Consider the following 23,220-nt stretch of genomic DNA (forward strand, 5'->3'; position numbering starts at 1 on the left):
TAAACTTAAGAATAACACAAATTTATAATCTTGATAAAACTTTTAAAATGAAAACTATACATCTTATTATAATTCTTATCGTAACCAGTTGTCAGACACTCTTTGCACAATCTGTGGAGGGAAACGTTAATAACTTACCGGTAAAGGAATATACCATTACCCTTCGAGAAGAAATGGTTAACAAAGCTGGTAAGGAAGTAAAGGGTATGACAGTGAATGGAACAATTCCTGGCCCAACACTCGAATTTACTGAAGGCGAATACGCGGTCATTTATGTAAAAAATGAAATGAACGTTGAAACTTCGGTGCATTGGCACGGAATTCTTTTACCGAATTTTTACGATGGCGTTCCTTATTTAACTACGCCACCCATAAAGGCTGGAACTACTTTTAAATATGAGTTTGCAATCAACCAAAATGGTACCTATTGGTATCACTCGCACACAATGCTACAGGAACAAAGCGGTGTTTTTGGCTCAATTGTCATCCATCCAAAAGAAGAAAACTTGGATTACGATAAAGAATTAGTGTTGATGTTGTCCGATTGGACAAATGAAAAACCAATGAATGTTCTACGCAATTTAAAGCGAGGTAATGAGTGGTACCAGATGAAAAAAGGTACATCTACACCTTTAAATCAAGTAATAGCAAGGGGTGCTTTTGGCGCACAATTAGATTTCTGGCGCCAACGAATGGAAGGTGCGGATATAGCAGATATTTATTATCCTGCGTTTTTAGTCAATGGCAAAGAGGTTGCCAAATATCCCGAATTTCAACCAGCCGAAAAGATACGGTTACGAATTATCAACGGTGCTGCGTCATCACAGTTTTGGATGACCTTTGGTGGTCAAGCGCCAACACTAGTTTCTGCTGACGGAAAGGACATTGTTCCTATAAAACGTAGTAAAACCTTTATCGCCATTGCAGAAACCTACGATTCTATAGTAACAGTTCCCGAAGATGGTAAAATTGAGTTTAGATCAATGGCACAAGACGGTTCTGGTACTGCCTTGGCATACATTGGTAATGGTAAAATTCTTCCTGCGGAAATTGTGCCGAAACCTGACAAAATCCAAATGATGCAGAAAATGGCGAAAATGAAAATGAAAATGGGTGCGCACGCTCTTAAATTTCAACCGAGTAAAGACGAACGTTTTGAAATGAAAGAGGAATATGGAATGCAGATGGATGATATGAAAGGGATGGAAATGGATGGTAATACGAAAATGGATCATTCCAATATGAAAAAAGATAAGATGTCTGACGGTATGAATATGGATTCTACAATGACACCTATGGATCATAATAAAATGGAAAATAGTGATATGAAAATGGAAGAAACTTCAAAATCTAAAACAATGGATATGAATGGTAAGGATTCCAATACTATGAAGGGAATGGATATGTTTTCAGAATATAATTATGATTATTTGAAGTCCCCTGAAAAAACAACCTATGCGCCAGATACACCTGTAAATGAAATTTTATTGAATCTCACAGGGAATATGAACCGATATATATGGAGTATGAATGGGGTCCCGCTGGCCGAAACCGATAAGATAAAGATAAAAGGAAATCAAGTTACCCGAATTACATTGAATAACCTGACAATGATGCACCATCCAATGCATTTACACGGTCATTTTTTCAGGGTTATTAATAAAAATGGTGAATACTCGCCTTTAAAACATACCGTGAATGTTCCGCCAATGCAGGAGGTAACTATTGAGTTTTATGGAGATGAATATGGCGACTGGTTTTTCCATTGTCATATTTTATATCATATGATGGGTGGTATGGCTAGAGTAATAAGTTACGATACGCCTAGAGATACTAGAATGGAAGCATTTCCTATTTCAAAATTAATTCACGAAACAAATCAATGGTATTCGTGGGGAATGGTTGATGTTGCTTCACATATGACTGGTGCGACTTTAATGACGTCCAATATTAGAAACCAGTTTATGCTATCGGCAGAATACGGGTGGAATGAAAACATTGAGGCGGAATTTACATACGAACGCTATTTGCACGATTATTTACGTGTTTTTGGTGGTGTAAATGTCGAAAATGAAGGAGAAGATAGTCTTGATGAAATTAGTACAACCGCTATTGCTGGAGTACGGTATTTAACACCCTTCCTGTTTAATCTGGATGTTCGTATGGATAGTAAATTACGACCACAAATTAGTTTGAGTCGTGCGATAACTATTTTTCCGAGAACTGTTGTTTTTGGTGTGTACGAGTATCAAGCGGACTTCGGGTGGGTGGACGACTTACCACAAGATATTAATTTTAAAAAAGAAGTAGTTTGGAGTGCTGGAATAGAGTATTTCTTGTCTAGGAATTTATCAATTATAGGGAGCTATGATAACCGTTTTGGTGCAGGTGGAGGACTATCGGCAAGATTTTAAAAACGAAAAAATAAAAAGATGAACTATTATTTTAATAAAACAGTTAATGGAGCTTTTGAAGAGGTTATCGAGAAAGTGACAAAAGAATTGAAAGAAGAAGGTTTTGGAATACTCACAGAAATTGATGTAACAGCAACCCTTAAGAAAAAACTGGATATAGACTTTAAAAAGTATAGGATACTTGGAGCATGTAATCCGACTTATGCACATAAAGCTTTGCAGGCAGAAGATAAAATTGGAACGATGTTGCCCTGCAATTTCATAGTACAAGAAATTGAAGCTGGAATTATTGAAGTTGCTGCGATAAACCCTATGGCATCGATGCAAGTTGTAGAAAATGACAAGTTGAAAGAGATTGCAAAGGAGATAACTGCAAAGCTGGAAAACGTAATCGAAGAATTATAAAACACATTTCAGAAATTAATAATTAACATAAACTTAAATTAAATAAAATGAACAAATTAAAATCAACATTAGGCATAATTGCTATAGCATTTATAACCCTAACAGTAGTGTCTTGTAAAGACAACAAAAAGGAACAAAATAACGCAGATGGAAACCATTCTGAAATGAGTGACGATGTAGATCATTCAAAAATGAATCACGATAATAGTGATGGGCATCACGACGGCGAAAAGAAAGAAATGGCAATGAGTGGAGATGGCAATTCACAAGCAGTATTAAATGATTACTTCAATCTTAAAGATGCTTTGGTTGCAGATGATAATGCAAAAGCTAAAACACTTGGTGCAACTCTGGCAACTACTTTAGAGAATCTTGAGATCTCATCAAATTTTTCGGATACTCAAAAAACCGAATTAAAGGATATAATTGAAGATGCTATAGAGCACGCAGAACATATTTCTAAAAATGAAATAGATCATCAGCGAGAACATTTTAAAATATTGAGCAAAGATGTAACCGATATGGTGGCAATTACAGGTACTGAAAACACGGTTTACCAACAATTTTGTCCGATGTACGATGGCGGTAGTGCTTGGTTAAGTATGAGCAAAGATATAAAGAACCCTTATTACGGAAGTAAAATGTTGCATTGCGGTAAGGTGCAAAAAGAGATTAACTAAATGAAAATTCTAAAAATCATAGCAATAATATTACTGGTAGCGTTTGTGGGAATTCAATTTATTCCCACTACACGCAATCAAAGTGATACTGTTCCAAAAACAGATTTTATGCTAGTCAATACTGTTCCAAAAACTATTCAAAAAAAGTTACAGGTTTCCTGCTATGATTGTCACAGTAATAACACGCAATACCCTTGGTATAATAAAATTCAACCCGCTGCTTGGTTTTTGGAAGACCATATTAAAGAAGGAAAAGACGAACTTAATTTCAATGAATGGGATTCCTTATCAAGCCGAAGAAAAGCAAGTAAGTTAAGGTCTATTATTAAGCAGATTGAAGGTAAGGAAATGCCTTTGGACTCTTATACTTTGATTCATACAGATGCGAAGTTTTCAAAAGCAGAAAAGGAAGATATGATCACTTTTATCACACAATTAAAAGACAGTTTATAAATAACAATTAAATATAATAAAAATGAAAAATATTAAAATGAGTATAGTAGCTATGCTATTGTTAGCCGTTTCCTTAACCAATGCGCAGGAAAAAGAAAAAATGAACCAAGATCACGGAAATATGAAAATGGACCATAGTAAAATGATAACTATGAAAAGTGACGCAAAAGCAGAAGCTATCTTAAGCAATTACTTAAATTTGAAAGATGCTTTGGTAGGAGATGACACTAAAAAAGCAGCCCAAGAAGGGTCAAAATTGGTAGCTTCTCTAAAAGCTTTTGATGCCAGTAGTTATTCAAAAGAAAATCAAAAAGAATTAGCAGATATCATCGAGGATGCTACTGAACATGCAGAACATATTTATGAAAGTGCAATAGACCATCAACGCGAACATTTTAAAATCTTAAGTAAGGATATAACAGATTTGGTTGCCATTACGGGAACAAAAAGTACGCTTTACGAACAGTTTTGCCCAATGTATGACAACGGTGCAGCTTGGTTGAGTACAAAAAAGGAAGTAAGAAATCCATATTACGGAAGTAGAATGCTAAAATGTGGTAAAATACAAAAAACTATTCAGTAGATATTCCCTTATAAAAATTTGGTTTTATTAGTTCTAGAGATTTATAATAGGATTAGGTATATCTGAATAGTTATAAAGTCCTGTCGTGGGAAGGAAAACAAGTTTAATAGTTCCTAAAATCCTTCCCGTGTCAGGCACAATGAAATTTGAAAAATAAAAGTTGATTTGGCTAATAGCAGCCTGAATAGGGTAGAGGTTATATCCTCAAAACATAGTATACACCTTTTTTTTTAGGTAGTTATGAATTTATAATAAAGAGACGTTTAGTTAAAAGCACTTGATTTTGAGGGGTGAACATTTTGGTTGGTTTATTAAAGTTTACCTCTCATTATTAAGTATTACTTATAAGATCTTGTAAATAATAATAAGAAAAATAATTTATAACAATGAAAGAATGTTGTAAAACAGGTAGTGAACCAGAGCGAAAGAAAAAAGGCTTACAAAAATGGATCAATTATATTATATATATCATACTAGCCTTAATAGTTGGAGGTGCATTGATCCTTCAATTATTTAGTTAAAAGGGTAAATTAAGATGGCTAAAGAAAATAAAAATGAAAACTCTGAAAACAAAGGCTTTTACAAGCAACTGTTTAAAAAGGTATTGCTTACTGCAAGTATGGTAATTGTATTATCTTTAAGTTATACGCTTTGGGTTAGTGTGGATTTAGATGGTGTATTTCTATCTCTTTTAATTGTTGGTTTAGCTTTAGTCAAAACCGTTTTTATTGTCAGGCTCACTTTTATACAATTAAGTGAAATAATAGGCGAAAGTCATCTACTTACTCACATTCTCACTCTATTTAGTGTATTAATTATTCTGATTATCCTATCGTTTTCAGCAGATTATCACGCACTATATATTTTAAGTTCAGATAATTTTAAATCCACAATATTACGCAACGGTTCATTTTCATTGCAGTTTTTTGAGTTTCTATATTTTAGCTTAATTACTTTTTCATCAGTTGGCTTTGGAGATGTAGTACCATTAACTGTCGCAGGTAAACTTTTGGTAATGATGGAGGTTTTCTTGAGCTTTTTAGTGTTGGTATTTGGTATAGCCAATATTAATAGAATTCACGTTAATAATTGAAATGGTCAAAACTAAAAATAAGTAACACTAAAATCAACATAAAATCGAAAATTCACATCAAAATTCAAAGAAAAGAATTATACAGAATTTGCAGGAATGCTAGCGGTATCTTTCGTAGTAATGTACATTACAATGTACCTAAACATCTATGAAATAGATCACGTTGTAGCCTTATACGATTTTATATGACCTGCTTGGGTATCGCTACGATGGCCATTATAATGTTTGTGGTTATGCGCAATATGTACCACAACAGAAAGAAGAATATAGCAATTGTTTTGTTCGGTATTATTCTTTTTGCTGGTGCGCTAGGTCTTATGAGAGCCCAAGCCCCAATTATTGGCGATGTACTTTGGATGAAGGCTATGCTTACGCATCATTCTATCGCCATTTTGACCAGTAAGCGAGCTGATATACAAGATCATAAAGTTAAGAAATTAGCAGAAGATATAATTAAAGCACAAGAAAGAGAAATTGCAGAAATGAAAGCAATGATAAAACGATTGGAAAATAACGAATAAATAAAAACAAAATGAATAAAAACATCATTTACATTAGTGTTGCCCTGATTGTTGGCTTATTAGCCGGCTTTTTACTATTCGGTGGAGATTCGGCGGATAAGGCAACAAATAATACCAAGGACAACCACGAACATTCAGAAGAAATTGCATCTAATCAAATGTGGACGTGCTCAATGCATCCACAGATTATGAAAAAAGAACCAGGCGATTGCCCAATATGTGGAATGGATTTAATTCTTGCTGAAACTGGTGCCAGCGGTCTAAATGCCAATGAACTAAAAATGACTGATAACGCAATGGCTCTGGCCAATATTCAAACTTCGGTTGTAGGACAAGGGCAAATGGGGGGCAATACCTTAAAATTGTCTGGAAAGATAAAAGCTAATGAAGAATCAAATGCTGTACAAGTCACGTATTTTGGAGGACGAATAGAAAAATTACACGTTAATTCTACAGGAGAACGTGTTGGCGCAGGACAACGTTTGGCGACTATTTATTCGCCAGAATTGGTTGCGGCACAGCAGGAACTTCTTACCGCTTCATCCTTAAAAGAATCGCAACCCGCACTTTACAAGGCAGTAAGAAACAAGCTGAAACTTTGGAAGCTTTCAGAAAAGCAAATTAATGCGATTGAGTCTGCTGGAAAAGTGCAAGAAAACTTTCCGGTATTTGCAACAGTTTCAGGAACGGTAACGCAAAAAATGGTAGAAGAAGGGGATTACTTAAAGCAAGGACAGACCCTATACAAAATTGCCAATCTCAATACAGTATGGGCCGAATTTGATGCCTATGAAAACCAAATCGCTTCCTTAAAAAAAGGGCAAACTATTAAAGTAACCGCGAATGCTTATCGCAATGAAGTATTTGATGCCAAAGTCTCGTTTATTGACCCCTTATTAAACTCTGCGACAAGAACGGTGGTTGTGAGATCGGTTTTACAAAATAAGAAGGATCTCTTTAAACCGGGAATGTTTGTGGAAGGCGTAATTGAGGGTTCTCAAACAAGCACCGAGAATACTGCTTCCGTGCCGTCAACCGCTGTTATGTGGACGGGAGAACGCTCTATAGTATACATCAAAACAAATCCGAACGAGGCTATTTTTGAGATGAGGGAAGTTTTACTGGGCAATTCCAATGGCGATAGCTATACCATCCTTGAAGGTCTGCAGAATGGAGATGAAGTGGTAACTAACGGAACATTCACCGTAGATGCCGCAGCACAATTACAGGGAAAAAAAAGTATGATGAATGCAACAGGAGGTAAAACAATGACTGGCCACGAAGGTCACTTGGGGATGCAAGAGGATAGTTCTGTAGAAAATGTGGATAAAACCAATCATTCAGAAATGAAAGAAAGGATAGCCGTTTCAGGGGAATTTCAGAATCAGTTAAAGCAGGTTTTTGATGAATATATCCTTTTAAAAGATGCATTGGTAAATGATAATGCCAAAACTGCACAACAGGCAGGAAAGCAAATAAGCCAATCCGTGAAAAAAGTGGATATGAAGCTTTTATCTGATGAAAAAGCACATAACCATTGGATGACCATTCAGAAGGAATTAAAAACCTCTGCAAGTGCCGTAGAAAACAGTTCAGAGATTGCAATACAAAGAGGGCATTTTAAGCATCTTTCGGCCCATATGATAAGTAGTGTACAGCTCTTTGGGATCAACAAAAACGTATATATCCAGTTTTGTCCAATGGCAGATAACAATAAAGGAGCTTATTGGATAAGTTTGGAAAAAGAGGTGCGAAACCCATATTATGGAGAAACAATGGCAACCTGTGGGGAAGTAAAAGCAACTGTGAAATAAAATTGATTATGTAGTAATAGAGTAATCTGGATAAAACCATATAGTATTCTTGATTTTACAAGAGAGAACGATGACGAGTGAAAGCAGAAGAAGCAGAAGAAAGAATGAAAAAATAAAGCATCAACCTAAAAGTGATATAGGATCACGTCCAAAAGTTGTGGTCAATCTAAAAAGGAAAAAGTTGACGTTTCTAACGCTTTTATTTTTGCGTTGAAAGATTCCTCATATGCCTTTGTGCTTCTGTTGTCAAAGTAGTTTATTATGTTTTGGTAGTGTATAGACATGGTTCTGGATATGGTATTAAAGCTTTTAAATGCAGCCTATCTTACTTTCTCATCCCATTTAGCTAAACGTACTAGTGCCGAAGTTTTATCTTTTCTGTGATGAAATATCCATGATAAATTTTGACATAACTTATATGCCTTTTCTAAATCGGGATACTTTTCAAAAAGTACTTCTGCTATTTTTGATTGATTTTCAGTCCATTTACGACTGGATTTATACAGTAAGTATCTACTTCTGGCCAATAGTTGCTTTGTTGTATCACCGTAATATAAAACTTCAGCATTGTATTTTAATGCTTTATTTCTAGCCTATTCTATGGCAACATTTTCAGCGTCAAAAGCTTCCCATCTGTGTTTGATTCTGATTTCTTGCAATGCATTTAATGCTGGTTTTTGGACATAGAAACGGTCTATAAACAAAGGTGCGTTTGGGAATTATTTTTTTACAATAAGCCCATATTAGCCGCAGTAGGATTGATCCATTTACGCCGCGTTATGTGTAGAAACACATTCTTGCCTCGTATTGGAAAATCCCGCACAATAGTTTCTGGAAAGAAACCTTTAGAATGCAGGTTTTGGTCTTTAAATTCATCGGGCACGACATTAAACTCTGTAAAATAGAATTGAATTTCTTCATCTTTAATACAGTGCCTAGTCATATCAAAGTAGTTAATAAGGACTTCGGGCAGTAATAAATTAGCTATTGATAATAGACCCTCTGAGGACATAGACATCTTTATATCTAAGTTCAGCTATTTTTAATTGCTCCACAACTTTTTGTGTTGAGCCAAAAATTACTCTTGGGATTAAAAGAATTATTCTAGAGAGGATGCTAAGTTGATAAAAGATTATGATAACGCTGGCTATGGAGTTATTACAGAAAATGAGAAGAAAGCGATGAGAGAATTGGCACAAACTGAAGGGATAATATTAGATCCTGTTTATTCAAGTCATGCTTATTATGGGATGATAGATCATTTAGTAAACAATAAAATAGAAAAAGGCTCTAATATTCTTTTTTGGCACACAGTTGGGTTGCCTGCAATTTTTTGTTATTCTAAAGAGCTTACGTAATAATTAAGTCTCAATATGTACTTATAAATCAAAGCCTAAATTGGTAGTATCAGTTCCACTTTTAAGGGATTAATTCAATTTTAAACTATTGTTCAGTTTTGCGCAGTCCAACCCCTTTAGCTTGAGAGATTACTGAATTAAAAACCTGTTAAAAGAGTGCTTTAAATCGAATATCGATCTTAAAATTCGATACATCTTAGAGTTATGATCTGCCGCTAACTACCGTATCCTCATCAAACTAACAAAATCCCACGACTCTTTAGACATAATTCCATGCATTTAATCAAATAAAATTTTTTCCTAGTTTGAATTCAAGTTATACAAAGATTAATTTTTAGGAAATAGTAGCTGTTTGTAATAGAAACAAAACGAATTTCACTAAAATTATTTAATTCAAATGAGAAGCATTGAGCTACTTATGGAGTAATTACTAGTATTTGGGATCATTTGTGTTGTAATAATATTATTGAGCGAAAGCACAAATTTGTTGTCCCTATGTTGTACCCAAAAAAAAAGTCAAGATTTTAAAATCCTGACTTTTCCTTATTTTACTAGTAGCGAGAACGAGAATTGAACTCGTGACCTCCGGGTTATGAATTTATTATTACATAATGTTGTATAATTAAAGTATTGATATTCAATACTTTAAAAAACCGCCGTGTTCCAAATCGTGTTCCAAAACGTGTTCAGTTTGGTGTTCACAAATTTATAGATAACTTAATATAGTAAAGGTAAGGAATTTATTTAAATTTTGAAAATAAATAATTCATTTTGAGTACCTCAAGTGATCGGTTGTCATAAATTATAAATGAACATTTCTACCATCAATTTCGGCATAATCGTTTCTTTCTTAATTATGGTAAAACAAAATAAGCGCCTTCTTTTTTAGTTTAGTATTGATTTGCGCTCGTTTATTTTAATGTGCGCCTATTTATTTAATTGTTTGTTTTGCGCACAATTTTTTAAATAAATGTATATATGCGCGTGTTTATTTTAGTTTGCGCACGGTTTTTAGTTATATTTGAGTGCAATAGTTATAATCTTTAATATGGACATAGTAATACCAAAAATTAAAACATCCGTTTTTCAAGGAAGAACCACACCTGAAAGAGGCAAGATTGTTGGCTATGGTGCCATTATAGAAAATTTAAAGTTACCTATACCATTTCCGCATGTATTGTCGCTAATAACTGAAAAAAGTAAAAAATATAATAATGAGCATTGGAAAGTATTTCCAGCAACATACGAGCCTGAAGAAACGTTATATAAGCAACTAATATTTGCAATTAAATATGAAGGTATTAATTTGTTAGTCTTTAGAGCATTATTTAATGCAATTACAAAAGACCAAATACATGATCTTTTACATATAGAGCCTTCTGGTATATATAGTCGTAAAATTTGGTTTTTATACGAGTGGCTTCAGCAAGACGAGATTACTGTGGAAGTAGATTTAAAAAAGCGAAAATACATACCGTTGCTAGACTCTGGTTTACAATACGCTATTAAAGGAGAGGAATCCACAAAACAAAAAATTATAAATAACCTTCCTGGAACAGTTGATTTTTGTCCGCTAATTTTTAAAACCGAAAAACTAGAAAATCATATTAATGCCAATGTTCTTGGTGGAAGAAACACATTTTTAAATAGTATTCATAAGGATATAACACAACGTGCTTCATCATTTTTATTATTAAAAGACTCTAAAGCGTCTTTTACTATAGAAGGTGAAAACCCTAGTAATAATAGAGCTATGCGATGGGGAAAAGCAATTGGGCAAGCAGGAGATAAGCCATTAAGTATTGCCGAATTAGAGCGTTTACAACAGATTGTTATAGAAAACGCAAGATTTTTAAAGTTAGGATTGAGACATGAAGGTGGTTTTGTTGGTGAACATGATAGAAGTACAGGAGCTCCAATTCCAGAGCATATCTCTGCAAAACCCAACGATATAGAACAATTACTAAAAGGATTAATAGAAACTAATACAATTTTGCAAGGCGAAGACTACGACGCTGTTCTATCTGCTGCATCCATAGCATTCGGTTTTGTATTTATACATCCCTTTGTTGATGGTAACGGACGTTTACATCGTTATTTGATACATCATGTATTGGCGAAAAAACAGTTTACACAACAAGGTGTTATTTTTCCAGTTTCCGCATCTATTTTAGATAAAATAACAGACTACAAAGCCGTTCTAGAGTCGTATTCTTATCCGTTATTAAACCATATAGAGTGGGTAGAAACCGAAAATCACAATGTAGAGGTTACTAATAATACTATCGATTTTTATCGCTATTTTGACGCTACAAAACAAGCTGAATATTTGTATGATTGTGTCGAAGATACTTTGGTAAGAGTTATACCAGAAGAGGTTAATTATCTACAAAAATATGACGAATTTAAAAGATACTTAGATAATCATTTTGAAATGCCTGATAAGATGGTGGCTACGCTCGTTCGGTTTTTAGAGCAAAATGATGGTATACTATCTAAAAGAGCCTCAAAAAAGGAATTTATAGAGTTAGAAGAGTTCGAAATTAAGGATATCGAAGTAAATTATAATGCTATTTTTAAAGACCTTGAAGCATAAATTGAAAACGATAAAAAAAGTATTCAGTTGAACATTCATTTTAAGATGTCACTCTAAATGGCGATAGAATAAAAAAAAGTAGATAGTTAAAAAGAGACTTAAAATGAGCTATTACGGTTTTCCGTAACACCAATAACTTCTAATCTTATACATTTACTATTCGAAATTTATTAATCACTATTTATTATGAGTACTTTTTTTTAGAGAGTGATCAAATGGGTAATAGAATAAGAATAAAGATGAGAATAAGCTAAAAACCGATTTATAGAGCAGTCTATAACTAAACTAATATAATGTATTTAAAAATAGTTTTGCATTTACGATTTTTTACAATAATAGATAATGTCTATTACCTATATTTAAAGTCTAAACTAAACAACCATATTACATAAGATATATTAGATGCTTTTTTGAAAGCATTTTATTATGATGTTTCGTGATTAAAAAATATCTAAATAATGAAAGTTATTATCATTACCCTATTAATGCTATTTAGTATAAATACAAGAGCTCAAAGTTGTAAAGAATTTATGGAACTTGTAAAATCTGAAAATAGTGGAACAGCTTATACGAGCTATACAAGTAGTTCTATATCTAAAGTGACTTTCTATGAAGTGTCAACAAATAGCACTAAATTATACTTTGCGATAGTCTGTTTTAAAAGGGAATATAGTATAAATTGCAACGAATATATTTACCAAGTCGCTTCCGATACGAAATCTAATTATTCTAATAACTATTATTTAAGTGCAGGAAAAGCTTTTGGGAAATACATAGCACCTTATAAAAATAATTTAAAATGTGGACCGAGTTAAAAAGATCGAATTATTGTATTCAATTTAATATAATATAGAAAAAAAATAATAGATGAGATTTAAAATAAATGATCGTAGTCTATACTCTGGAATTCACTATTTTCGACAGTTATGAATAAGAAAAATCTTTCAGAAAGAGATATATGCTCTAAGTATATCAATCCAGCTATAATTAAAGCAGGTTGGAACATGAGAACCCAAGTAAGAGAAGAAGTTTCTTTTACGGATGGTAGAATCATTGTGCAAGGGAATTTATACACACGAGGAAGAAACAAAAGAGCAGATTACATATTATACTATAAGTCGAATATTCCTATTGCTATAATTGAAGCTAAAGATAATAAAAAGCCTGTTGGTCATGGGATGCAGCAAGCATTAGAATACTCAGATATTTTACAAATCCCATTTGTATTTACTTCCAATGGAGATTCCTTTGTGTTTCACGACAAAACAAGAACAGATGGCGTTTTAGAAGAAGAACTAATATTAGATAATTTTCCTTCGCCTGAAACCTTATGGGAAAAATATTTAAAACATCAAAATATTGAAACACCGCAAGCTCAAGAAATAGTAGAGAAGGATTATTATTTGGATGACAGCGGAATGACACCAAGGTATTATCAGCAAAATGCTGTAAACAGAACTTTAGAAGCCATAGCCCGCGAGCAAAACAGAATAATTTTAGTAATGGCAACTGGTACGGGTAAGACCTATACAGCCTTTAACATTATTTGGCGTTTATGGAAAACAGGAGTTAAGAAACGAATCTTATTTCTTGCTGATAGAAATGCCTTGTTAACACAAACAAAAAACGGCGATTTTTCGCCTTTCGGAAATGATATCATGCATATTATTAAAAACCGAAAGATTGATAAATCCTACCAAATATACTTCGCTTTATATCAAGGATTAACAAGTACAGACGAAGATAAAAACGCATATAAAGAATTTAGCTCAGATTTTTTCGATTTAATAGTGATTGACGAATGTCATAGAGGTAGCGCATCAGAAGCTTCGGCATGGCGCGATGTTTTAACCTATTTTAAATCGGCTACACAAATTGGATTAACAGCTACTCCAAAAGAAACTAAAGATGTTTCTAATATGGAATATTTTGGCAAACCTGTTTACACCTATTCTTTAAAACAAGGTATTGATGATGGCTTTTTAGCGCCATATAAAGTAGTAAGAATTACAACTAGTGTAGATGAGGGTTGGAGACCAACGGCTGGTTTAATTGATAAGTATGGGAATGAAGTAAAAGACCGTATTTATAATTTAAAAGATTACGATAGAACGTTGGCTATTGATGAGCGTACAGAATTAGTTGCCAAAAAAATTACCGAATACTTAAAAGCTACAGACCGATTTGCAAAAACAATAGTATTTTGCACCGATATAGATCATGCGAATAGAATGCGTCAAGCATTAATAAATGAAAATGCAGACTTGGTTGCTAAACATTGGAACTATTGTGTAAAAATTACGGGTGATGATGAGGTTGGTAAACAAGAGTTAGATAATTTTACAGATGTTGAGGAACGGTTTCCTGTTATAGCTACAACGTCCAAAATGTTAACCACGGGTATAGATACTAAAATGGTAAAGTTGATTGTTTTAGAATCCAATATTCAATCGGTTACCGAGTTTAAGCAGATAATTGGTCGTGGTACGCGAATTAGAGAAGCTGAAGGCAAAGTGTTTTTCACGATCATGGATTTTAGAAAAGCCACTAACATATTCGCAAGACCAGATTTTGATGGTGATCCAGTTCAAATTTACGAACCAGAACCACACGAACCAGTAGTGCCGCCAGATGCTGTAGAACCAACAGAGCCAGATAATGAAGATCCTTTTAATCCAGACACATTTCCACCGATTCCACCAGATATCAGTATCGATGGAGGAGATGAAGAGGTGAAAAAATTCTATGTAAATCAAGTACCAGTCTCTGTAGTACATGAGCGTGTTCAGTATTATGGTAAGGATGGAAAGCTAATAACAGAATCATTAAAAGATTATTCTAAAAAAAATATAGAAAAAGAGTTTGCTTCATTGGACGATTTTATTCAACGATGGAATGAATCTGAAAAGAAAGAAGAGTTGATAAAAGAACTAGCAGAACACGGCGTTCTGTTAGAAGCCTTGCGAGAAGATGTTGGTTTAGATTTAGACGACTTCGATTTAATTTGTCACATTGCATTCGATCAACCTGCTTTAACACGACAAGAACGCGCAAACAACGTACGTAAACGAAACTACTTTACCAAGTACAGCGAAACCGCACAAAAGGTTTTAAATAGCTTATTAGATAAATACGAAAAAGAAGGCATTGTAAGTATAGAACAAGGTTCTGTATTAAAAGTACAACCTTTAAGCCAAATGGGTTCTCCTGTAGAATTGGTAAGAGCTTTTGGTAAGAAAAAGGACTTTGATCAAGCCATAAAAGAATTAGAAAACGAAATATACAATATAGCTTAATGAGTAACATAACAACAAACATAAAAGGCATACGCGATATTATGCGTAAAGACACAGGAGTAGACGGAGATGCACAACGTATCTCTCAAATGGTGTGGATGCTATTTATGAAGATTTTTGCCGACAAAGAAGAAGAATGGGAAATCACCATTGACGATTACCAATCACCAATTCCTGAACACTTAAAATGGCAAAATTGGGCAGCAGATGATGAAGGCTTAACAGGTGATGCTTTAATGACGTTTATAGAAAACGAACTATTTCCTGCGTTAAAAGAATTGGATATTACTATAAGCCCACAAGCAAAAATAATACGTTCGGTATTTGACGATACCTATAACTTTATGAAAAACGGAACACTCTTCCGTCAAGTAATAAACGTAATTAACGAGATCGATTTTAATAGCACCAGTGAGCGTCATGTATTTAATGATATTTATGAAACCATTTTAAAAGACCTACAATCTGCAGGGTCTTCAGGGGAGTATTATACACCAAGAGCAGTTACGCAGTTTATGGTAGATATGATTAATCCGCAATTAGGAGAAAGCGTACTCGATCCTGCTTGTGGAACGGGTGGGTTTTTAACCTGTACTATTGATGCCGTACGTAACCAAGTAAAGACACCAAAGGATAGGGAGGTATTACAAAACTCAATTCGAGGTGTCGAGAAAAAACCATTGCCACATTTACTGTGTACTACCAATTTAATGTTACACGGTTTCGATTTACCAGCAATACGCAGAGATAATTTGTTAAGTAAACCCTATGCAGATTGGGGTGCCAAAGACAAGTTAGATATAATTCTCTCTAATCCACCTTTTGGTGGTGTAGAAGAAGATGGTACCGAAACCAACTTCCCTAAAAAATTTAGAACCAAAGAAACAGCCGATTTATTTTTAGCCCTAATTATTAAGCTGTTAAAAGACAAAGGACGTTGTGCTATTGTATTACCAGATGGCACGTTGTTTGGTGAAGGGATGAAAACACGCCTAAAAGAAGAGTTGTTAGACAAATGTAACCTACATACCATTGTGCGTTTACCAAATGGCGTTTTTAACCCATATACCAGTATTAAAACCAACTTGTTGTTTTTTGAAAAAGGAACACCAACCAAAGAAGTTTGGTATTACGAACATCAATACCCAAAAGGCGCAAAAAGCTATAATAAAGGAACACCAATTAATATAAAAGAGTTTGACGTAGAAAAAGTGTGGTGGAACAAGCGCGTAGAAAATGAATACGCTTGGAAAGTATCTATTGAAGAAATTAAAAAGCGCAATTACAATCTAGATATAAAAAACCCACACCAAGAAGCCGATACTTTAGAAAACCCAGAAATAATTTTAGAAAAATTTAGAACTACGGAACAAAAAATTTTTAGCATACAAGAGGAAATTATAAATGTTTTAACTGAAGCTTTAAAGTAATATGCTACTACTACAACACTTTAAAGAATTAACCATTCGTCCTAAAAATGCGAAAGAATTAAAAGGTTTGATTCTGAAACTGGCAATTCAAGGGAAATTAACATCTAATTGGAGAATAGAAAATCCTAATTTAAAACCGACTTCGGAACTTCTTGAAGAATTAAAAACTGAAAAGAAGAAATTAATTAAGGAGAAGAAAATTAAAAATGAAAAACCACTTTCTAGCGTAAAAAAAGAAGAATTAATTGTCAATCTTCCTAATAGTTGGGAAACTGTAAGACTAGGAGAAATTGGTGTTTGGGGAGCAGGTTCTACACCTTTACGTTCAAATTCATCGTTTTATGGAGGAGAAATAAATTGGTTTAAATCCGGAGAACTTAATAATTCAATTATGGATTATGAGTCAAAAGAAAAAATTACTGAACTCGCTCTTGAAAAAACATCTGTAAGACTTAATAATCCTGGAGATGTTTTAATTGCTATGTATGGAGCTACTATCGGAAAAACAGGAATCTTGCAAGTTGTAGGAACAACGAATCAAGCTGTTTGTGCTTGTACGCCTTTTAGTTGCATAAATAGTTTGTTTTTGCATCTACTATTAAAAGGTTTAAAAGATACTTTTATTAATCAGGGTGAAGGTGGAGCACAACCAAATATATCTAGAGTAAAAATAAGAACTCAAGTTTTTGGTCTTCCACCACTAAAAGAACAAAAGGAAATCGTAAACGTAGTAGAAACCCTTTTTAAAGAAGTAGAACAATTAGAACAATTAACTGTAGCACGAATTGGTTTAAAAGAAGATTTTGTAACATCTGCATTAAACCAACTCACTAGCAATAACGCTAATCAAGAATGGAGGTTTTTACAAGAGCACTTTAAAAGCTTCTTTAATGAAACCACCAACATTAAAAAGTTTCGAGAAACCGTTTTACAATTAGCTGTACAGGGAAAACTCACAGCAGATTGGCGAGCAAATAATCCTGATACTCAATCAGTTTCTCAATCAATAGAAGAAGCTTTTAATAATCAAAAAATAATTACTACAGGTAGGAAAAAATTTCTAAAACCTGTCGCTAATGTGATTTTTAATGACAAGGAAATTCCACTAAATTGGGTAAAAACTCAATTTTTTAATCTTTGTGTCCTTAAAAGGGGGCACGATTTACCAAAACAAGATAGAATACTTGGTAAATACGCTGTAGCTTCATCAGGAGGTATAAGTGGGTGGCATAATGAATATAAATCTGAAAGAGGTGTTGTTATTGGTAGATCAGGTTCAACTGGGAAACCCCATTTAATAGAAAACAAGCATTGGCCTTTAAATACAGTTTTATATGGTGAAGATTATTGTGGTAATTATATAGATTATGTTTTTGTTTTTTTAAAAGCATTTGATTTTTCACAATATTCTTCAAGTACAGCAGTTCCTACCTTGAATAGAAACAAATTTTTAAATGAGTTAATTATTATTCCACCACTAGAAGAACAAAAAGCCATTGTAGAAAAAGTAAATGCTTTAATGGGTTTATGTGATGGGTTGGAGCAAGAAGTACAACAAAGTCAAGAGTATAGTGAGATGATGATGCAGAGTGTTTTGCGGGCCGTTTTTGAGGGGGGAATTAAAACGGTCAAAGCTTAATTTTATGGAGATAGAAAAACTAAATACGTTACTTGATGAATCTGGAAATATTGTAGAGAGGCATTATATATCTGTAAGAGAAAAAGGAGAAGATTTTAATTTGTTTTCCATATTAGGTATGGAAACTAATGAAACCAAAACCCATTCAGCAATGTTGGTTTCGTTATTAGATCCTAAAGGAAATCATTATTATGATGAAAAATTTTTAAGCCTTTTTCTTCAAGAAATTGGTTACACTTCTTTTGTTGATAGTGATTTAAAAAACGTTAAAGTAAAAGCAGAGCATCATTTAGGAAAAATATCAGACGATTTTAGAAGTGGAGGTTTTATTGATATATTAATTACATTTCCTTCTGGCAAAGCCATTGCAATAGAGAATAAAATTTATGCAGAAGATCAACCAAAACAAATGTATAGATATAGCTTGTTTAAAGGTAATGATTGTGCTTTGTATTACTTAAATCTTTTTGGAGAAAAAGGTAAACCTACTAAAAAAAGTCTACATACTTTAACAGATAAAGATTTTGAAGTTATAACCTATAAAAATCATATTTTAAATTGGTTAGATGCGTGTTTGTCAGTTGTAAAACCAGATTCTATTGTAAAAAACGCAATTAAACAATATCAAATTTTAATAAGAGACCTTACAAATTCTATGGAAAAAGATTTAGAAAATAATTTTATAGCGCTTATTCAAAATAATTTAGAAGAGGCTAAATATATTCATTCTCATTATCAAATAGCAGTAGATGGCATAAGAGAAAAATTAAGAAAGGCTGTGAGCGAAAAAATAAATAGCTTACAATTAAACGTAAAAGCACGTCTTGGTAATGATATTAACCATAATTATTCTAAAATATGGATTAGTTCTGATATACTTGATGAAAAGGGAATACAGATTGGTATAGAGTCATTTTCTGGTAAGGGGAATAATAAAGGACGGCTTTTTATTGGCATATTTGATAGGCAAAAAGAATATGAATCAAGTAGAGACGGTGATTATAGGTTAAGTAATTATTGGCCTATTGTAAGTGATATTAAAACACCAGAAAACAATGCTTTAAATTTAAGCAGTACATCTATATTAGAAAAATTAAATAATAATGATGAGTATTATTTTGAAAATATGGTAGCTACTATAGTTAATCAAACAAAGTCTTTTATCGAAACCTATAGCAATATATAAATTGTGATTAAAGATAATTAGTTAAAATTTAAAGCTATTATTATATAAAAAAAAGGCTATCATAGAAAAAGTAAATGCTTTAATAGTTTTGGTTTTATGTGATGTTTTAGATCAAGAAGTAAAACAAAGTCAAGAACATATTGAGTTGTTGATGCAGAGTGTTTTGATAGAGGTTTTTGAGGATGAGAAAACGGTTTAGGTATGAGTGAACAAGAAAAGAATAATACCTTCTTAATAATATTGGTAATTGTTATAGTAATAATTATTTATGTTGGTTCTTTTGGTCAAGTAGATTTAACATTAGAGAAAGTCTCAAAACAAAACGATGAGGTTAAGGATAATTTAAACAGACTTCAATCTAGACATAAAAAACTAAAAGATTTAATACAGAAAAAAGAAGCACTAAATTTAAAATTAAATAAAAAGTTTAAGCACATTTATTTTGGTGTTCGTTTGGTATTGGCTTCTATATATTTAGGTTATAATGCATTGCTTTATTTTGTGTTTAATATTACCAACCTCGGTGATATACTTAATTGGAATCAATTTGCTTTAATGGTTATAGCCTTATTTTCTTTTATAGCTTTTGGTACATTTACTAACGTCAAAGACTTTATCGGAAATATTAAAATGAGATTAGAGTCAAGAACTTACAATAAATATGTGGACATAACAGAACAGTTAGAAGCACATAAAGAAGAAGTAACAGAGTTAACTGCTACTATAACAAAAACTACAGAGCAAATACAGATATCTAATCAACCGGTTGCTGAGGGTGCTGTAATGGTTGAGAGTAAGGATGAGGGTGTTTAAGGAATTATATAATACAATTAATCAAGAGTTTAAAATTAATTTAACAAAATAAAGTGAGTTTTGGGGAGAGCCGAATAATGCGTTTTAAGGAATAGACTTTTAGTCTAGCTCAACATTAAAAGCTGTTGAGGATATGGTATTTTACAAATGCAACTTATATATAGATTTATTTCTGTACCTATAAGGTTTAGCATTAGTACTAGCGCCGCCATCAGATATATACTGATACAGGCATACCTATTGATTGTTTTGTCATTTAAGTTCTTCATTGAGTTTATTTTACAATATATAACAATTATTTTACCACCCGACTTGAATTGGGGCGACATATTGGTGTCGATAGAGCATGCATTCATTCACGAAATAAGTAATTATTTCTAAAAGCACCGCCTTGTAGTTGGCTCCCCATTTCTCATTTTTAATTATGATAAATAAAAAAGAAAAAGATTGGTTTAAGTTAAAACGGTATCCACACATTGGGTTACCCTTACAAAATGCGGATAGATTTAAGTGGATTGAAAATTATGTAACCAATCCATCCAAAATAGCCACGCACTCTTTTCTGCCTTTTATTCACAAAACATCTAAAGTTAGAAAGTTTAGAAAAGAATACTCTAAAGATGATGGTAAGGTTTTATTAACAGAAAATAAGGCATTACGTAAAAGTGCTATTAAGAAAAGAGAACTCTATTATGCATCCCATTTAGACTCCTTGATATTTAGTTATTATTCTAAACTAATATCAGATGAATATGATAAGTTATTAAAGAAAAATGGCCTAGACGAATCCATATTAGCTTACAGGACAATACCAAAAAATAAAAACCTTACCGAAGGATCTAATAAATGTAACATAGATTTTGCTAATGATGTATTTAAATATATAAAGGAATATAATAAAGACGAATTCGTTGTTATTGCTTTTGATATAAAAAGCTTCTTTGATAATTTAGATCATAAAATATTAAGAGAAATATGGGCTAAAGTATTTGGTGTAAAAGAATTGTCAAAAGCACATTTTAATGTTTTTAAAGGAATTACACGTTTTAGCTATGTCGATATAGTAGATATATTTGAAGAATTTAAAGATAACATACTGATTCAAAAAAGAGATTTCCGAGGTAACTTAATGCCAATTAAAAAGGGGCGAATTTCTAAAATTAAGCACTTAAAAAATCATAATGCAATAGCATTCTGTACACAAAAAGAATTTTTAAAAGTTAAGAATAAACTTTTAAAAAACACTAAAAGTATAAAAACTGATACAGGTGTAGTCTTCAAAAGGAATTTTGGTATACCTCAAGGTTCACCTATAAGTTCAGTACTCGCTAATGCTTATATGATTGATTTTGATAAAACTATTAACGACTATATTTCTGAGACAGGTATTTACAGGCGCTACTCTGATGATATGGTGGTAGTATGCCCGAAAGAAGAAAAGGATAATATTATTAACCTGATGAATCGTGAAATTGAACAAATAAAATTAGAAATTCAAGAACCTAAAACACAAATATTTCATTTCAGAAGAGAAAACAACAATTTAATTTGTGGACAAGAATTTAAGAAGGAAATAAATTGGCATAAAAACTTTATGTACTTAGGCTTTGAATTTGATGGCAGTTCTGTATTATTAAAATCTGCTAGTTTGTCAACATTCTATAGAAAAATGAAAAGAACAATTAAACGTTCAAAACATTTCGCTAAGAAGGGTAAAAACAAGGGGCAAATTTTTAAAGGAAGGGTTCTAAAAAAATACTCATATAAAGGTGCGAGTAGAAAGCGAAAATGGGTATGGAATGAAACAATTTTAGGCTTTGAGAAGTCAGAAAGTTATGATTGGGGTAATTTTTTGTCGTATTCAAATAAAGCTGCAAAAGTAATGAACGAGAATAAAATTAATAAGCAGACGAAAAAATCTTGGAATAAATTAATTAAAGAGATTGCACTTAAAACAAACTCTAAATAACAATGACTAGACCACAAACCATACAAATATTTCTACCAGACGGCTCTCCAACAAGCATTCGTGAAGCAGAGATAACCAACAGGTTAGTAAAAGCGATTTTGTTTCCAAGAAATAAAATACAAGAAGTTGCAAAGCGAGAGATAGTAAATTTTACTGGAGTTTATTTTCTGTTTGGTAGTAAAGAAGACGGAGCAAAGCCAAGTGTTTATATAGGAGAAGGGGAGGACTGTTTTAAACGTATCCAATCTCATAATCGAAATAAAGATTTTTGGACACATTGTGTAATTATCACTACTAAAACAGACGAGTACACCAAAACAGATGGAAAGTATTTAGAGCATTTCTGCTTAATTAAAGCCAAAGAGATTGGTAGATATATTACAGATAACGATACAGGATCAAACAAGCCATCGATACCCGAAAGTAGAGAACATGATTTGTTAGATAATTTTGAAACTGCTAAAATATTATTAGCAACGCTGGGTTATCCAATTTTTGAAGAGAAACGAAAAGCGAAAAGTAACAAAGAAATATTTTATTGTAAGGGTAAAGGTGCTTTGGCAAAAGGAGAGCTAACAGATGATGGGTTTTTAGTATATAAAGGAAGTACATCTAGTATTGAAGAAACTAATAGTATTACTAAATGGATTGGTGTATTACGTAAAAGGTTAGTGGACGATGCCCTTTTAAAAGTGGAGAATAATGTTTTTGTGTTTCAACAAGATTATATTTTTAATTCTCCGAGTGCAGCAGCAGCAACTATTCTAGCTCGAAATACAAATGGTTGGACGAAATGGAAAGATATAGACGGTAGAACCTTGGATGAGTTAAAAAGAAAGTAGTAACCGCATAAATATTAAAATTTAAGGTTAGTGCTCAATTTAGCCACTAAGCTAAGTTTACCTTTAGCTCATATTATTAAAATTTATTAGTATTTAACGTATCATTTTTTAGGGAGTGTCTGGACATG

Annotated in this window: 17 protein-coding genes and 3 pseudogenes; 18 read left to right on the plus strand and 2 right to left on the minus strand. The window is 32.7% G+C overall.

What is annotated here, in order from left to right; genetic code table 11:
* The first annotated feature begins 47 nt into the window (after nt 1-47).
* From ES676_RS12030 to ES676_RS12065, 8 genes and pseudogenes are all read left to right on the plus strand, one after another.
* Complete coding sequence (locus tag ES676_RS12030; RefSeq protein ID WP_148370577.1) at nt 48-2,414, plus strand: multicopper oxidase domain-containing protein; 2,367 nt, start codon at nt 48-50, stop codon at nt 2,412-2,414.
* An 18-nt stretch (nt 2,415-2,432) separates the two neighbouring features.
* Nucleotides 2,433-2,819 (plus strand): DUF302 domain-containing protein, encoded by a 387-nt coding sequence (locus tag ES676_RS12035; protein ID WP_148370578.1) that lies wholly within the window; start codon nt 2,433-2,435, stop codon nt 2,817-2,819.
* Nucleotides 2,820-2,866: 47 nt separating this feature from the next.
* On the plus strand, nt 2,867-3,499 hold the full coding sequence (locus tag ES676_RS12040) for a DUF3347 domain-containing protein (protein WP_148370579.1): 633 nt from the start codon (nt 2,867-2,869) through the stop codon (nt 3,497-3,499).
* Complete coding sequence (locus tag ES676_RS12045; protein ID WP_148370580.1) at nt 3,500-3,952, plus strand: heme-binding domain-containing protein; 453 nt, start codon at nt 3,500-3,502, stop codon at nt 3,950-3,952.
* A 22-nt stretch (nt 3,953-3,974) separates the two neighbouring features.
* Nucleotides 3,975-4,535: a DUF3347 domain-containing protein gene (locus tag ES676_RS12050; protein WP_148370581.1), complete on the plus strand. Its 561-nt coding sequence runs from the start codon at nt 3,975-3,977 to the stop codon at nt 4,533-4,535.
* A gap of 535 nt (nt 4,536-5,070) precedes the next feature.
* Nucleotides 5,071-5,628 carry a potassium channel family protein gene (locus tag ES676_RS12055; protein WP_148370582.1) on the plus strand — a complete coding sequence of 186 codons (558 nt, stop codon included), beginning with the start codon at nt 5,071-5,073 and terminating at the stop codon, nt 5,626-5,628.
* Nucleotides 5,629-5,671: 43 nt separating this feature from the next.
* Nucleotides 5,672-6,149 (plus strand): annotated as a pseudogene (locus ES676_RS12060) (DUF305 domain-containing protein).
* Between the two features lie 11 nt (nt 6,150-6,160).
* Nucleotides 6,161-7,963, plus strand: a complete 1,803-nt coding sequence (locus ES676_RS12065; protein ID WP_148370583.1) for an efflux RND transporter periplasmic adaptor subunit — start codon at nt 6,161-6,163, stop codon at nt 7,961-7,963.
* A 161-nt stretch (nt 7,964-8,124) separates the two neighbouring features.
* Here the strand turns inward: ES676_RS12065 and ES676_RS14980 are convergent.
* Both ES676_RS14980 and ES676_RS14985 read right to left on the minus strand, forming a co-directional pair.
* Nucleotides 8,125-8,490, minus strand: a pseudogene (locus tag ES676_RS14980) (ISL3 family transposase).
* Nucleotides 8,491-8,690: 200 nt separating this feature from the next.
* Nucleotides 8,691-8,981: an ISAon1 family transposase N-terminal region protein gene (locus ES676_RS14985; protein ID WP_148370584.1), complete on the minus strand. Its 291-nt coding sequence runs from the start codon at nt 8,979-8,981 to the stop codon at nt 8,691-8,693.
* 97 nt (nt 8,982-9,078) lie between these two features.
* Between ES676_RS14985 and ES676_RS12085 the strand changes: the two are divergent.
* From ES676_RS12085 to ES676_RS12130, 10 genes and pseudogenes are all read left to right on the plus strand, one after another.
* Nucleotides 9,079-9,321 (plus strand): annotated as a pseudogene (locus ES676_RS12085) (pyridoxal-phosphate dependent enzyme); the annotation flags it as partial.
* Nucleotides 9,322-10,369: 1,048 nt separating this feature from the next.
* Nucleotides 10,370-11,917, plus strand: a complete 1,548-nt coding sequence (locus ES676_RS12090; protein ID WP_148370586.1) for a Fic family protein — start codon at nt 10,370-10,372, stop codon at nt 11,915-11,917.
* A 458-nt stretch (nt 11,918-12,375) separates the two neighbouring features.
* Nucleotides 12,376-12,732 carry a hypothetical protein gene (locus tag ES676_RS12095; RefSeq protein ID WP_148370587.1) on the plus strand — a complete coding sequence of 119 codons (357 nt, stop codon included), beginning with the start codon at nt 12,376-12,378 and terminating at the stop codon, nt 12,730-12,732.
* A 111-nt stretch (nt 12,733-12,843) separates the two neighbouring features.
* Nucleotides 12,844-15,213, plus strand: coding sequence for an EcoAI/FtnUII family type I restriction enzme subunit R (gene hsdR / locus ES676_RS12100; RefSeq protein ID WP_148370588.1), 2,370 nt, complete (start codon nt 12,844-12,846; stop codon nt 15,211-15,213).
* Nucleotides 15,213-16,643, plus strand: a complete 1,431-nt coding sequence (locus tag ES676_RS12105; RefSeq protein WP_148370589.1) for a class I SAM-dependent DNA methyltransferase — start codon at nt 15,213-15,215, stop codon at nt 16,641-16,643. The genes hsdR and ES676_RS12105 overlap by 1 nt, the downstream gene beginning before the upstream one ends.
* Before the next feature lies 1 nt (nt 16,644).
* Nucleotides 16,645-18,282, plus strand: a complete 1,638-nt coding sequence (locus ES676_RS14755; RefSeq protein WP_170234457.1) for a restriction endonuclease subunit S — start codon at nt 16,645-16,647, stop codon at nt 18,280-18,282.
* Nucleotides 18,283-18,286: 4 nt separating this feature from the next.
* Nucleotides 18,287-19,468: a PDDEXK-like family protein gene (locus ES676_RS12115; protein WP_148370590.1), complete on the plus strand. Its 1,182-nt coding sequence runs from the start codon at nt 18,287-18,289 to the stop codon at nt 19,466-19,468.
* A 201-nt stretch (nt 19,469-19,669) separates the two neighbouring features.
* Nucleotides 19,670-20,281: a hypothetical protein gene (locus tag ES676_RS12120; RefSeq protein WP_148370591.1), complete on the plus strand. Its 612-nt coding sequence runs from the start codon at nt 19,670-19,672 to the stop codon at nt 20,279-20,281.
* A gap of 424 nt (nt 20,282-20,705) precedes the next feature.
* The gene (locus ES676_RS12125; protein ID WP_246124580.1) at nt 20,706-22,250 is read left to right on the plus strand and encodes a reverse transcriptase domain-containing protein; all 1,545 of its coding nucleotides are present in this window, start codon (nt 20,706-20,708) and stop codon (nt 22,248-22,250) included.
* Nucleotides 22,251-22,252: 2 nt separating this feature from the next.
* On the plus strand, nt 22,253-23,092 hold the full coding sequence (locus ES676_RS12130; RefSeq protein ID WP_148370592.1) for a GIY-YIG nuclease family protein: 840 nt from the start codon (nt 22,253-22,255) through the stop codon (nt 23,090-23,092).
* Nucleotides 23,093-23,220 lie beyond the last annotated feature (128 nt).

This window comes from Bizionia saleffrena (assembly GCF_008086175.1).
Taxonomy (GTDB): Bacteria; Bacteroidota; Bacteroidia; order Flavobacteriales; family Flavobacteriaceae; genus Bizionia; species Bizionia saleffrena.